Origin of the sequence: Ferruginibacter sp. SUN002, assembly GCF_050611725.1 — a bacterium.
Lineage (GTDB): Bacteria > Bacteroidota > Bacteroidia > Chitinophagales > Chitinophagaceae > Ferruginibacter.
Genome location: NZ_JBODJB010000001.1, coordinates 1,667,210 through 1,680,369, shown reverse-complemented (window position 1 = coordinate 1,680,369; position 13,160 = coordinate 1,667,210). Strand labels below are relative to the sequence as shown.

Sequence of the window (13,160 nt, the reverse complement as noted above, 5' to 3'; positions counted from 1 at the left end):
AGCCCCGAATGATCGGGGCTTTTTTATTGATATTTTCGGGTAAAAACATTTTTAAGAAATGTATCTATATAATTGACTGTTGGCTCAAACCATGGATTGTATAAACAAAACGAATGCGGTGAGTTCTCAAAAGTTCGTACTTCTGAATAAATATTATTATCGGTCAAAATTTTCAAGTAATCTTCCCTGCCTGCATGCATCCTTACAACTGAACTATTAATAAATAATGTGGGTGGTGTATTTTTCCCGACATAACTCAGTGGAGATGCATCTTCCCATAACTTAAGATTATCTTGTTTCGAATAACCAAACCAGTTAGTTGCCGCTGATATTTTTTTGCTATCATCTCCTTCTCCGCTTTCGGGATGCACAAAAGAGAGTGTACCATCTATGTCAATAATTGCTGCTACCCGTGATTGCATGATCATATTGCAATTAACGCCTTCAAACAAAGGCATATTGCCGGTAACACCCATAAAGGCTGCCAGTTCTCCTCCGGCGGAAAAACCGGCTATTACTATTTTAGCTGTATCAATATTATATTTTTTGGCATGTTTTCTTACCCAGCGTATTACAGCTTTAATATCATATACTGCCGCAGGGAATAATGCTTCAGTTGACAATCGGTATTCAGGCGTAAAACATACATAACCCAGATCTGCCAACTTTTGTGCAAGGGGATAATGTTGTGAACGATCTCCCGAACGCCATCCTCCACCGTGAATGAATATCACCGCAACCATTGGAGTATCCGTTTTCTTTTTAGGATAGAACGCATCTAATTTTAGTTTACGCTTACCAAGTTTGTTGTAAGTAATATTTCTTTTTCGTGAAACAGTTTTAAGATCAAATTCGTTGACAATGCTGATCTCAGGATATGACTTTTTTAGTTTTGTGAATTCGTTATAAGTATTAAAAGAAGTATCTTTTTGATTCGTTACAGCCAATTGTCCAATTGCTGTTTTATACAACAGACAACTGATTAGCAGCGAACATCTAATAATATTTTTCATCAGCATGATATTAAAAATACGATTTTATAGTGATGTTGATAAATGAAGCACTACCTATATGTTGATGAAATTGTGTAACACACTTTATCATTAATTCGTTTAAATATTTCACCATTGATCTTCCTGAGTTTTCGCTGTCTTCTTTTGTCTAGCAACCTTCCTTCACTGTCGAAATATTGAGGTGCATTAAAATATGAAAGGATATAATATTTTTGATAAGAAAACCAGGGCTTATAGGCTACGGGCTTTATCGACATAAAAACCAGCGTGTTCTTTTTTTCATCTACATAATAATCAAATGTATTGATCCAGGTGCAACGTATCAATCTCATTTGTTGCACTAGCGCTATGACCTTTGGTGCATTTAATTTGTATTTTACCAATGTATCTGTCAGCCTCTTTTCATTCACATCAAATTCGTAAATGTAGGTAATTGTATCGGTGGTAATACCAATTGAAAAAACATTAAAATTCTTACTGGTGAAGGCAATATTGAAGGGTGTTTGTCGATTCAGCTTTTTATAGCTTTCTTCTATCGAATCCAACACTTTCTCATGCTTGTAATAATATTTTGAAGATATGTTTTTTGGCGAACAGGAAATGATATTGATGATCAAAACAAACATCCATATTGTATGTATATTTTTACTTGACATCGCTTTCCCTTTTTGTGAATTGAGTAATACCAAAAACTATCTTCCTCAAAAAGTCGGGATAGAGTTGTATCTGAGTTTTTCCTCCATAGTCCCAATAGGTTAAAGTGATCAAGCCTTTTTCCTGAGTGATCCTTTCCAACACAATAAAATGTGTGGGGAAACCTACTTTAATACGTCGGTGATTTTTTTTATGTACCACACGGTTATTGATAAACAAAACAACTTTGCCAGTTTCCAGTTTTTTACTGATATACTCAAACCGATTACCAACAGACGGATGAATGACATCCGAACCTCTTGGATTTATTCTATAGTTCAATAATTTTCTTGCCATACGATTGAACTTAGCATAATTCACCGATGCCCAAAATGTACTTTCATCTCCCTGGTTGAATTTTCTGTTAAATATATTAAGATAGCCTTTATGATGATCTGCCAGACAAAGAAACCACATCTGTTCTGCAGGATGTATATCAAGAATCCCTTTGAATTTCATCGTCCCTGCTGCCTTCCTAACAGCAAAGGATGGTTTATACGTTGTCTTTTTAAACGTGGCTTTCCCCTCTTTGTATAATTGCAATAATAATGTAGCATAGCCAAGCGGATCATCTTGTAAAAACAAATAAGTAATAGCCCCATAAGCACAAAAATTAGTACCGTTGCCAGGGTAAATACCTATTGGATTCTGTACATTCGATTTTAAATTTTTAAGAAACAGAGCCGGTCTAATATTTGGCCAGAATGCGCTGGAATCTAATTTTTCTACCGAATTGATAAATGCAATAGCCTGTTGTTGAGTAGAAGTTACAATAGTATCAAACTGAATTTTAGCTATCGTATTTGCATTAACCGGACTGATGAACAAGAGACAAATTACCCAGCTCAATAATATTTTCTTAAGGAATTTTTTTACGCAATCGGTGTTGATACTTTCGTTCAATATTGTTTTATTATTTGACTAAAGGTAACCATTAAATAATGGAAGCTTCATTTATTATTATGAAATAAAAAAAGGGATCGTATTGTCACAATCCCTTTCAGTGGAGCCGTAGGGAATTATAACCCTTTATACAACACAATACCATATTAACTTATAGCCTCCTACAAAATTATAAGTTCCGAATTAGCCCCTTTTATTTTAAATGCATTTGTTTCTATTTGGGAATATCGGTGATAATTCCCATACTCTATCTATGCTTTATCTATGGCTATGCTATTAGTTAAGCAGTTGAGTGATGAACAAGCAAAGGAACTGATTGATGTGTTGAAAGCTTTTACAATCATTGATTACAATACTAATCACAACAGCTTCTACAGGAAAAATAATTGAGATCAATAATAACAATATCATAAAAACTAAAACTGCAGTTTTTGGTATTTGCTGAAGGATTGGTATACAATCGAAAAAATGATGAGTGTCGAGCCCCAAGAATTAATAGTGTATTCCTCTACATGAGGGAACTAGTAATGGTTCTAGGCAAAAATAAAAGCGGAAATAAAACCAGACTTAGTAATGTTTCCGCTTTGGTGGAGAGTATCGGAGTCGAACCGACGACCTCTTGCATGCCATGCAAGCGCTCTAGCCAGCTGAGCTAACCCCCCATTTTTGAGATTGCAAATATAAGTGGAAAACTATAAGCCACAATAATAATCATAGCCTCGTTCATACCAGTAATCGGCCGGACGTGTATTACTGAAAGATATAGTACCGATCCGTTTTAAATGCTTTACACCATATTTAACGGGAATAATCAAACGCAACGGCGCTCCCTGATTCATTGGCAGTGGGTTACCATTTAATTCATAACACAAAATTGTTTGTGATTGCAACATACTTTTATTGTCGATGCCTACATAATATCCTTTATCGGGTGTTATAAGGCCTGTGTACTTCATTTGTGCCTGCTGATCTAAATTATATTTTTTTATAAAATCCGAAAACTTAACTCCTGCCCAAAATGTTACCTGACTCCATCCTTCAATACATTTAAAATCAAAGATCACTTCTGTTTTAGGTAATGCCTTTATTTCATCAAGCGAAATAAATAAGGTATCACCGGGTTTACGCACTACCTGCAATTTCCAAGTAGCAGGATCAAAGCCACTACTCAACCCTGCATCGCCATTGATTCTTGTACGTAGATCGACAGCAGCAAGCGGATATTTTTTACTTATATTATTTGAATCAAAAACATAATTATTAAAAATCGATTCGTTTAAATTCAATACTGAACGTAATGGTTTTAGTGCTCCATTATTTGTTGGCTGATTATTCAACCATTTCCAACCACAATATGCAAGCAACATTAATCCGAAAAAAATCACAAAAGCTATTATGGTTTTTCTTCTGATTTCTTTAGATGATATTATTTTTTCTTCTTGCATTTTAATTATTTGTTTGAGAAGTATTTTCTGTTTCAAACGAATCGTCATCAGATCCTTCTTTAGGGGTCGGCATGGGCAACACTTCAAACCCGGCAACCATTCCTCTAAAATTATTCCATCCTGCCAAAACAACCTGTACTATATGTACCAAAAAGAATAATACAAATAAGATGGTAATAATAAAATGTTCGGCTCTTGCCCACTCATATCCCCCGAGCAAAAAACAAATTGTTTTAAACTGTACGGGTTTATAAATGGCTAGTCCTGTTATCAATGAACCAAAGCCCATTATGATAACACCTGTGTAAGCTATACGTTGAGCTGCGTTGTATTTTTTTTGCGGCGGTAATCCTTTGCGTAAATGCAAATCATGCAATAACACCTGCCAGCTTTCTTTCAATGCTTTTTTATGAGGAAAGATAAGTTTGTATTCTTTTGAAAAAAGCAGGTATAGAAAATACAGTATTCCGTTGATTGCAAATATCCACATGAATACAAAATGAAAACTCATTCCTTCCGCAAGCCGATAAGGAAGATTTAATGCTTTATTAAAAGAATCGGGAAAGAATTTGAGGATCGTTGTGTCGCCCCATCCTATTCTGTAAACATCGTTGGCCCAATAGATCAACAATCCACTCCAGATCATTACTGCCAGTACTGGAAAATTGATCCAATGAAACCATCGGATGGCCAGTGGATGTTTGCTAACAATTCTCTTCATGCAGTTAATTTACAAAAAATTATTTGGTCTTTTCAAAAGTTAATGAAACAGAATTGATGCAATACCGCAATCCAGTGGGTTTTGGCCCATCAGCAAAAACATGCCCCAAATGTGCTCCACACCTACTGCAGGTTACCTTTGTACGATCCATACCAAAAGCATCGTCAGATTCTTCTAAAATATTTTTATTATTAATTGGCTTCCAAAAGCTCGGCCAACCTGTTCCACTGTCAAATTTATTTTCAGAACTAAAAAGTAATTGATTACAACATACACATTTGTATGTTCCTTTTTGATGATGATCCCAATACGCCCCGGTAAAAGCCGTTTCTGTTGCTTCTTTACGAGTTACCAAATATGCCTCATTGCTTAATTGTTTCTTCCATTCGGCATCCGTTTTTACAACCGTAAACTTATGTTTACCCGATTGACAAGACCCAATACTTACAAACGTAAAAAGCGCCACAAATAAAATTAAAACCTGTTTCATATAATTATTTTTAGTGAGATACGTAATATGAAAAAACAAGGTTTTGCTTTCACAAAGTTTTAACTGTAATTTTATGATATAAATTTACTCCAATGGGTGTATGGAATCAAATTGCACAGTATTTATTTCTTAAAAAGAAAGACCCAGATACGCCTAAATCGAAATGGGTAGGCTATATGCATGGGATAAACCGACTATCAATTTTACTTTTTTTGTTGGCAATGATCATCCTTGCAATTAAGCTATTGAAGCGTTAGTAAGGAAACCATAAATACTTTTTGCAGCATTCGCTGAGGCATTACCCCCTATGCTCAACAATTTTTTAAGTTCATGATAATCATTATTCAGTTGCTCCTGTTTAAACGAGTCGTACATGATATGATTTAGTTCATGAGCAATATTTTCAGCAGTCAGATCATCTTGTATCAATTCCTTTACCACTTCTTTATCCATAATCAAGTTTACCAGACAGATGTATTTTATTTTTATCAATCGCTTTGCTATTTGATAAGATATTTTGCCTCCTTTATAACAGATCACTTCCGGAACACCAAACAAAGCCGTTTCCAAAGTAGCGGTGCCGCTTGTAACAATAGCTGCTCTTGCCTTACTCAATAATTCATAGGTTCTATTCTCAACTGTACTTACATTTTTATAGGGTGATAAAAATGTCTCGTAAAAAAAATCGTCTATCCCGGGAGCTTTTGCAACAACAAAATGATAATCCGGGAAACTCTTTGCTACTTCAAGCATGATCGGCAGTTTGACTGATATCTCCTGCTTTCTACTTCCTGGCAAAACAGCTATAATATTTTCTGAGCTATCATCTCTAGATGCAGACGATTTAAAATCATCTATTACTTTTACTAATGGATGACCAACATACTCTACTTCATAATTCCATTTTTTGTAAAAATCTTTTTCAAATGGTAAGATGACGAACATTTTATCAACCGACTTTTTAATTTCCTTTACCCTACTTTCTTTCCATGCCCATACTTGGGGAGAAATATAATAAACCACTTTAAATCCTTGTTGTTTTGCCCATTTGGCAATACGCAAATTAAAACCGGGATAATCGATCAATATCAGCACATCAGGCTTATGCGCAAGTACATCTTGCTTACAAAACTTAATATTGCTAAGAATGGTTGGTAAATTTTTAATGACTTCTGTAAATCCCATAAAGGCCAGGTCACGATAATGTTTTACCAATATCGATCCTGCAGCCTGCATTTTATCGCCACCCCAGCAGCGAAAGTCTGCAGCAGTATCAAGTAACCGTAATTCTTTGATCAAATTACTGCCGTGCAGATCGCCACTTGCTTCCCCGGAAATAATATAGTAACGCATTTATATAATTATACCGCAAGTTAACACAAATAAGAAAGCTGTTGCTATTAGCAACAGCCTTTCTTGTGCTTAACTCAAACCTTACAATCTAAAAATCTTTGTTGACTTACTCAGTAGACTTTAATTTTCTTTCATTGATAAATTTTTGCCATTGTTCTTCTGTAAGTATTTTTTTGATCTCTGCATCTGCATTTTGTTTAATCATTTTTAATTGTTGCATTTTTTCCATCCCCTTTAAGTTGTCATTATTCAACACCGCTTCTTTTTGAGACTTAGCCTCTTTCTTTATTGTTTTCAGTTTATCTCTTTGCTCTTTTGTAAGATCAAGCTCTTTAAATACTTCCTTATTTGATTTTCCGGTTGCAACGGTAGCAGCACTATCACTTTTGGGTAGTGGAGCATAAGTATTGGTTGTTGTTCGCTGTATTTGTGCAAAAGAACCGATAGAAATAAAACAAACTATACTTACTAAGAATGACCTGTACATGCGTAATAATTTTCTTTATTAAATAGATAGAATTAATATCATAAAGTTTAATGACTTCAATAAAAAACCCGGCTTACTAAAGTAAACCGGGCTTTAACGATTGCTTGCCAGCTATTTTAAAATAAGATTATCTTAAGAAAAGCATTTCTCTGTATTTAGGTAATGACCAGTAAGCGTCATCTACCAATATTTCCAGCTTGTCAACACTGTAGCGGATCTCATCAAAGTACTTGCCTTTGATGTCATCGCAATAAGCAATTGCTTTTTCTCTTGTGTTTGATATCTCGTTCACACGTTTTCTTTCTTCGATCATTTTTTCAACACCGCTACTCATTTTAGCAATATGTGTACTTACTTTTTCTAATATTTGTAATTGGTTAGAATAAGCTTCTTCTTTCAAACCGGCTTCTTTCAACCCTTTAATATTCGTTAGTAATACATTTTGATATTTAACTGCAGATGGTAAAATAACCGACGTTGCTAATTCACCCATGATCCTTGCTTCGATCTGTACTTTTTTGATGTACGCTTCAAGCATAATTTCATGACGGGCTTCTAACTCAGCATGGTTATATATTTCATTGCTTTCGAATAATTTTTTAGCCAGATCAGTTGTATAAGCATCTAAAGCTTGTGGAGTAGTTTTCACATTTGGCAACCCTCTTTTTGCAGCTTCGTTAGCCCATGCTTCACTATAACCATCTCCTTCAAACAATACACGTTTACTTTCAACAATGTATTTTTGAATCACTTGCATGATAGCAATTTCTTTCTTATCGCCTTTTTCAATTAACGAATCAACATCTTTTTTGAATTGTTTTAATGTATCAGCAACAATTGCATTCAATACAGTCATTGCATTTGCACAGTTTGCAGCAGAACCTACCGCACGGAATTCGAATTTATTTCCTGTAAAAGCGAATGGAGAAGTACGGTTACGATCTGTATTATCCATCATCAATTCAGGAATTGTTTTATGGATATCCAGTTTCAACATTGCTTCATCTTGCTCGTCAAATTTACCGCCAACACGGGTTTCAACCTGACCTAATACTTCAGTCAGATATTTACCGATGAATACAGAAATGATTGCCGGAGGTGCTTCATTAGCTCCCAAACGGTGATCATTACCTGCACTTGCAATAGACGCTCTTAATAAACCAGCATAATCATGTACCGCTTTGATCGTATTAACAAAGAATGTTAAGAACATCAAATTTGTTTTAGGAGTTTTACCCGGAGATAATAAGTTAACGCCAGTATCAGTTCCTATACTCCAGTTGTTGTGTTTACCACTACCGTTAATACCGGCAAATGGTTTTTCATGCAACAATACTACCAAGCCATGACGTTTAGCCGTTCTTGTCATAATATCCATTAATAATGTATTATGATCTACTGCTAAGTTTGCTTCTTCATAAATAGGTGCACATTCAAACTGAGATGGAGCCACCTCGTTGTGACGAGTACGTAAAGGAATACCTAATTTGTATGATTCAGTTTCGAAATCTCTCATGAAAGCATACACTCTTTCAGGAATTGCGCCGAAATAATGATCTTCTAATTGTTGACCTTTTGCCGGAGCATGACCAAACACTGTACGACCTGTCATAGCGATATCAGGACGAGCATTTACCATACCTGCATCGATCACAAAATATTCTTGTTCCCAACCTAGGTTAGCTGTTACTTTAGTTACGTTTTTATCAAAATATTGACAAACATCAACCGCAGCTTTATCTAATGCAACCAATGATTTGATCAAAGGTGTTTTAGCATCTAAAGATTCGCCGGTATAAGAAACGAAGATGGTAGGAATGCATAATGTTTTACCACCACCGATTTCCATGATAAAAGCCGGTGAAGATGGATCCCATGCTGTATAACCACGAGCCTCGAAAGTAGCTCTCAAACCACCATTCGGAAAAGAAGAGGCATCAGGCTCTTGTTGGATCAAAGCTGTTCCTTCAAATTCTTCAATTGGAGTACCATCGCCTTTTAATGTAAAGAATGAATCATGCTTTTCAGCAGACATATCCGTTAATGGTTGAAACCAGTGCGTATAATGGCTAACGCCTTTACTTTCGGCCCAAGCTCTTACACCATTTGCAATTTGGTTACCCATTGCACGGTCGATTTTTTTACCACCTTTAATAGATGCTACTAAACTTTTGTAAGCTTCATCGCTTAAAAACTGGCGGGCCGTTTTCAATGTAAAAACATTTTCGCCAAAAATTCCGGTAATTTTTGCAGAAGATTTAACCTCTACTCCCGATTTCGATCCTAAATTGTCGATTGCTTTAAAACGTAGTGATTGCATGATTTTTTGTTTTAGAACAACAAAATTAACGGAATAAATTTCAAATAATCAATTTAAGTCTAGTATTTTTTAATTTTTTTATTAAAAACAGGCAAAATTAAAATATGTAATTATTTTTTAATGGACAAAACGCTTGATATTTTTTTATAATTTATATTACAAAGAAGCGGTAGGATAATAAAAGGTAAATAGATAGATCTATATCGCACAATGGCACCCAAAACAGGTGTACTATAACCTATTATAAGTAATAGCGAAAAAGCGAAAAACACTCCAAACACTATAAAGGGGTTATTGAATCTTCCTATTCCGGTTTTTGGAAAGATGAGCATCAGAATAAAAATAAATTCATAGAATAATAATTCTACAGCTAATGGATAAAGAAAGCCAAGTAGTTTGCCATCTGTAATAAACGGTCTGAACAAACTATTAACAAAAGCTTGTGGGGCATTTTTGGCAAAAGAAGAAAATGTGGGAGAAAGTTCTGCTAGTGGAATTGTACTGTTTGCTTTTCCCAATTGATGAAATGCCTGTTGTTTTTCAACCACAATTGCCGGCATATTTAAATTAGGAGATATCTTACCTGCCAGAAAAAAAACACCGATACCTATTACATATACAATACTAAAAGCCAGCAGTGGTTTATACTTTCCTTTTGCAGAAATCATCCACGCAAAAACTGCAGGCAGCAAAGCCAACACAACAAAGTTGCGTAGTAAGAAAATAAAAGAAACGGATAGAAGAATCAAAACAACCCGTTTAAATGTTAAGCCATTGCAATGCAATACCCCATGTATACAGTACATGAGTATACCCAAAGCGGAAATGATCAAACCCTCTTTATGAATGCTACTGCAAAAAAACAGAACAGATGGTAACAAAAAGCAACCTATTGTCAAGAGTGAACGTTGGTTTTTGTATACACTATCAAATACCCTGAATAAAGCAATAAACCCAAAGAATGTGAGAAAATTATATAAAACAACATTCACATAATAGTTGCCTAAACTAAAAACATGAAATACAGATATGATCTTCACCATAAGATTGGTCTTCATATCATTCCAAAAAGAATTCACAGAGCTGAAAAAACCGGAATAATTATCCCCGTAATTGGAAATGAACAAATTCGTAAAATATTCTTTCGGGTGAGAAAATAGTAAATAATACTCCCGAAGTGCATCACTATGATATAGCCAGGTATCGGCGTTAGGATAAGGGTAAGATAGCCATCCATTGAAAACTCCTGCAAAAACTTTAGCAAGAAAAACTATTACTACTATTTTTTTACTTAATCCGGCATTAACTGTAAATTTTATTTTACAGAGCATCCAACAACAAAGGATTAGGTATGCAACAAAAAGAAAATAACTCAAGCGAAAAATTTTGTGTGGGAAGTTAGTTAAAATAATAAATAACCATCAACAACTTTAAAAGAAATACAGGTTGTACTTTTGCACGACTTAAACTATTTATGGAAATTACAGCTACCACCGCCGAACAACTTCGACTTACCGCAGAAGAATTTGAACTCATCAAACAAAAACTTGGACGTACTCCAAACTTCACTGAACTCTGTTGCTTTAGTGCAATGTGGAGTGAACATTGCAGTTATAAGAATTCAATTAAATGGCTTAAAACTTTACCAAGAGAAGGCAAAAAAATGCTTGTTAAAGCCGGTGAAGAAAATGCCGGACTAATGGATATTGGTGATGGCTATGGTGTAGTATTTAAAATTGAAAGTCATAATCACCCTTCAGCACTTGAACCTTTTCAAGGAGCAGCAACGGGAGTAGGCGGAATTCACAGAGATATTTTTACAATGGGAGCAAGACCAATTGCTTCACTGAACTCTTTGCGTTTTGGAAATTTAACCGAAGCAAAAACACAGCATCTTTTAGCAGGTGTTGTGCATGGTATTGGGCACTATGGCAACTGTTTTGGTGTACCCACAGTTGGTGGCGAAATTTATTTTGAAAGCTGCTATCATACCAATCCGTTAGTGAATGCTATGAGTGTAGGTACATTAAAGAACGGCACTACGATATCTGCAACTTCGGGTAATGTAGCGGGCAATCCTGTTTTCTTTGTTGGTAGTGCAACGGGTAAAGATGGAATTGGCGGAGCAAGTTTTGCATCAGCCAATATCACCGAAGATAGTGTTGAAGATCTGCCTGCGGTACAAGTTGGTGATCCATTTCAGGAAAAAAAATTACTGGAAGCATGTCTCGAATTACTAAAGACGGACGCTGTTGTTGGAATGCAGGATATGGGAGCTGCCGGCATTATCTGCTCTACCGCAGAAATGAGTGCAAAAGGTGAAGCCGGCATGCGGATTGATCTAGACAAAGTACCCATGCGTCAAAAAAACATGAAAGCCTGGGAACTTTTATTAAGTGAAAGTCAGGAAAGAATGCTGATGGTGGTGCACAAAGGAAAAGAGCAAATTGTAAAAGATATTTTTGAAAAATGGGATCTTCCTTGCAGTGAGATAGGTAGTGTTACCAATGATGGCTTTTTAGATTTTTATATGAATGGCGTACTGGAAGCCAAAGTCCCTGCACATGAGTTAGTACTAGGTGGTGGCGCTCCACAATACGAAAGAGCCTATAGCGAACCTAAATACCTGGAGCAGATAAAAGCATTTAATGCAGCTGCTATTAAAGTGCCTCAAAATCTTAAAGCCGTAGCCGAACAATTGATCAGCATTCCTAATATTGCATCAAAGCGTTGGGTGTATTCGCAATACGACAGTATGGTTGGCGCAGGAACAGTTACTACCAATCTTCCAAGTGATGCCGCAGTAGTTGTTGCAAAACCAACCAATAAAGGTTTGGCACTTACAACAGATTGTAATAGCCGTTATGTTTTTGCAGACCCATACAAAGGTGCAATGATAGCGGTTGCAGAAGCTGCAAGAAACATTGTGTGCAGCGGGGGACAGCCTTTAGGCATTACCAATTGTTTAAATTTTGGCAACCCCTATAACCCCGAAGTATACTACCAGTTTGTACACGCTATTAAAGGAATGGGAGAAGCCTGTAGGAAATTCGATACACCTGTAACCGGAGGTAATGTTAGCTTTTATAATCAATCACCTGATGGACCGGTATATCCGACCCCTACAATCGGTATGGTTGGATTGATAGATAATATTGCAGCTGCAATGACCATGGACTTTAAACAACCGGGAGACATCATCTACATTATTGGCAAACAAGCTAACGACATCAACTCATCTGAATACTTACATAAAGTACACGGTGTTGAATATAGCCCTGCTCCCTATTTCAATTTAGATGAAGAATTTCAACTACAGCAAACCGTTAGCAAATTGATCCAATCAAAATTGATTTTATCGGCGCATGACATAAGTGAAGGCGGTCTATTTATTACACTTACAGAAAGCGGGTTCAACAGAAACTTAGGATACTCCATTCATACTGATAATAGCATTAGAAAAGATGCTGCTCTTTTCGGCGAAGCTCAAAGCAGGGTTGTAATAACCGTTCAAGAAATGCATGTAGGCAAATTAGAAGAAGAACTTGCAGCTTCCGGCACTCCTTTCAGCAGAGTAGGCGTAGTTACAGACAGTGAAATTATTATTGATGGAGAAAATTGGGGATCAATAAACGATTGGAAAAGTAAGTACGATAATGCTATCGGCAACCTTCTTGCTGGGCACGAAAATGAACATGCATTGAGCTCATTGTAAAAATGAAGCGATATAAATTG

General features: G+C 35.9%; 12 protein-coding genes and 1 tRNA gene. 2 read left to right on the top strand and 11 right to left on the bottom strand.

Translation table 11 applies throughout. The features are described 5' to 3' along the window. Nucleotides 1-23 precede the first annotated feature (23 nt). The 7 genes from ACQ33O_RS07500 to msrB form a co-directional block, all read right to left on the bottom strand. Complete coding sequence (locus ACQ33O_RS07500; RefSeq protein WP_430994951.1) at nucleotides 24-1,013, bottom strand: alpha/beta hydrolase fold domain-containing protein; 990 nt, start codon at nucleotides 1,011-1,013, stop codon at nucleotides 24-26. 50 nt (nucleotides 1,014-1,063) lie between these two features. Next, nucleotides 1,064-1,669 (bottom strand): hypothetical protein, encoded by a 606-nt coding sequence (locus tag ACQ33O_RS07495; protein ID WP_430994950.1) that lies wholly within the window; start codon nucleotides 1,667-1,669, stop codon nucleotides 1,064-1,066. Then, complete coding sequence (locus ACQ33O_RS07490) at nucleotides 1,659-2,609, bottom strand: hypothetical protein (protein WP_430994949.1); 951 nt, start codon at nucleotides 2,607-2,609, stop codon at nucleotides 1,659-1,661. The genes ACQ33O_RS07495 and ACQ33O_RS07490 overlap by 11 nt, the downstream gene beginning before the upstream one ends. A gap of 585 nt (nucleotides 2,610-3,194) precedes the next feature. Next, a tRNA-Ala gene (locus ACQ33O_RS07485) sits at nucleotides 3,195-3,271 on the bottom strand. A gap of 30 nt (nucleotides 3,272-3,301) precedes the next feature. Beyond that, the gene (locus ACQ33O_RS07480; RefSeq protein ID WP_430994948.1) at nucleotides 3,302-4,054 is read right to left on the bottom strand and encodes a molybdopterin-dependent oxidoreductase; all 753 of its coding nucleotides are present in this window, start codon (nucleotides 4,052-4,054) and stop codon (nucleotides 3,302-3,304) included. A gap of 1 nt (nucleotide 4,055) precedes the next feature. Then, complete coding sequence (locus ACQ33O_RS07475; RefSeq protein ID WP_430994947.1) at nucleotides 4,056-4,775, bottom strand: cytochrome b/b6 domain-containing protein; 720 nt, start codon at nucleotides 4,773-4,775, stop codon at nucleotides 4,056-4,058. A 19-nt stretch (nucleotides 4,776-4,794) separates the two neighbouring features. Then, nucleotides 4,795-5,265, bottom strand: a complete 471-nt coding sequence (gene msrB, locus ACQ33O_RS07470) for a peptide-methionine (R)-S-oxide reductase MsrB (protein WP_430994946.1) — start codon at nucleotides 5,263-5,265, stop codon at nucleotides 4,795-4,797. Nucleotides 5,266-5,357: 92 nt separating this feature from the next. On the opposite strand from msrB, the gene ACQ33O_RS07465 reads away from it, so the two are divergent. Beyond that, complete coding sequence (locus tag ACQ33O_RS07465; protein ID WP_430994945.1) at nucleotides 5,358-5,522, top strand: DUF6728 family protein; 165 nt, start codon at nucleotides 5,358-5,360, stop codon at nucleotides 5,520-5,522. Here ACQ33O_RS07465 and lpxB read toward each other — a convergent pair. The 4 genes from lpxB to ACQ33O_RS07445 all read right to left on the bottom strand — a co-directional run bounded on the left by lpxB (nucleotide 5,503) and on the right by ACQ33O_RS07445 (nucleotide 10,756). Continuing rightward, complete coding sequence (gene lpxB / locus ACQ33O_RS07460) at nucleotides 5,503-6,618, bottom strand: lipid-A-disaccharide synthase (protein ID WP_430994944.1); 1,116 nt, start codon at nucleotides 6,616-6,618, stop codon at nucleotides 5,503-5,505. The two genes, ACQ33O_RS07465 and lpxB, sit on opposite strands and share 20 nt — an antisense overlap. Before the next feature lie 106 nt (nucleotides 6,619-6,724). Further along, the gene (locus tag ACQ33O_RS07455; RefSeq protein WP_430994943.1) at nucleotides 6,725-7,105 is read right to left on the bottom strand and encodes a hypothetical protein; all 381 of its coding nucleotides are present in this window, start codon (nucleotides 7,103-7,105) and stop codon (nucleotides 6,725-6,727) included. A gap of 127 nt (nucleotides 7,106-7,232) precedes the next feature. Further along, nucleotides 7,233-9,425, bottom strand: a complete 2,193-nt coding sequence (locus ACQ33O_RS07450) for a glutamine synthetase III (RefSeq protein WP_430994942.1) — start codon at nucleotides 9,423-9,425, stop codon at nucleotides 7,233-7,235. Between the two features lie 110 nt (nucleotides 9,426-9,535). Further along, complete coding sequence (locus ACQ33O_RS07445; RefSeq protein ID WP_430994941.1) at nucleotides 9,536-10,756, bottom strand: hypothetical protein; 1,221 nt, start codon at nucleotides 10,754-10,756, stop codon at nucleotides 9,536-9,538. Between the two features lie 143 nt (nucleotides 10,757-10,899). Here ACQ33O_RS07445 and purL point away from each other — a divergent pair, with 143 nt between their 5' ends. Further along, nucleotides 10,900-13,140, top strand: coding sequence for a phosphoribosylformylglycinamidine synthase subunit PurL (gene purL / locus ACQ33O_RS07440; protein WP_430994940.1), 2,241 nt, complete (start codon nucleotides 10,900-10,902; stop codon nucleotides 13,138-13,140). Nucleotides 13,141-13,160 lie beyond the last annotated feature (20 nt).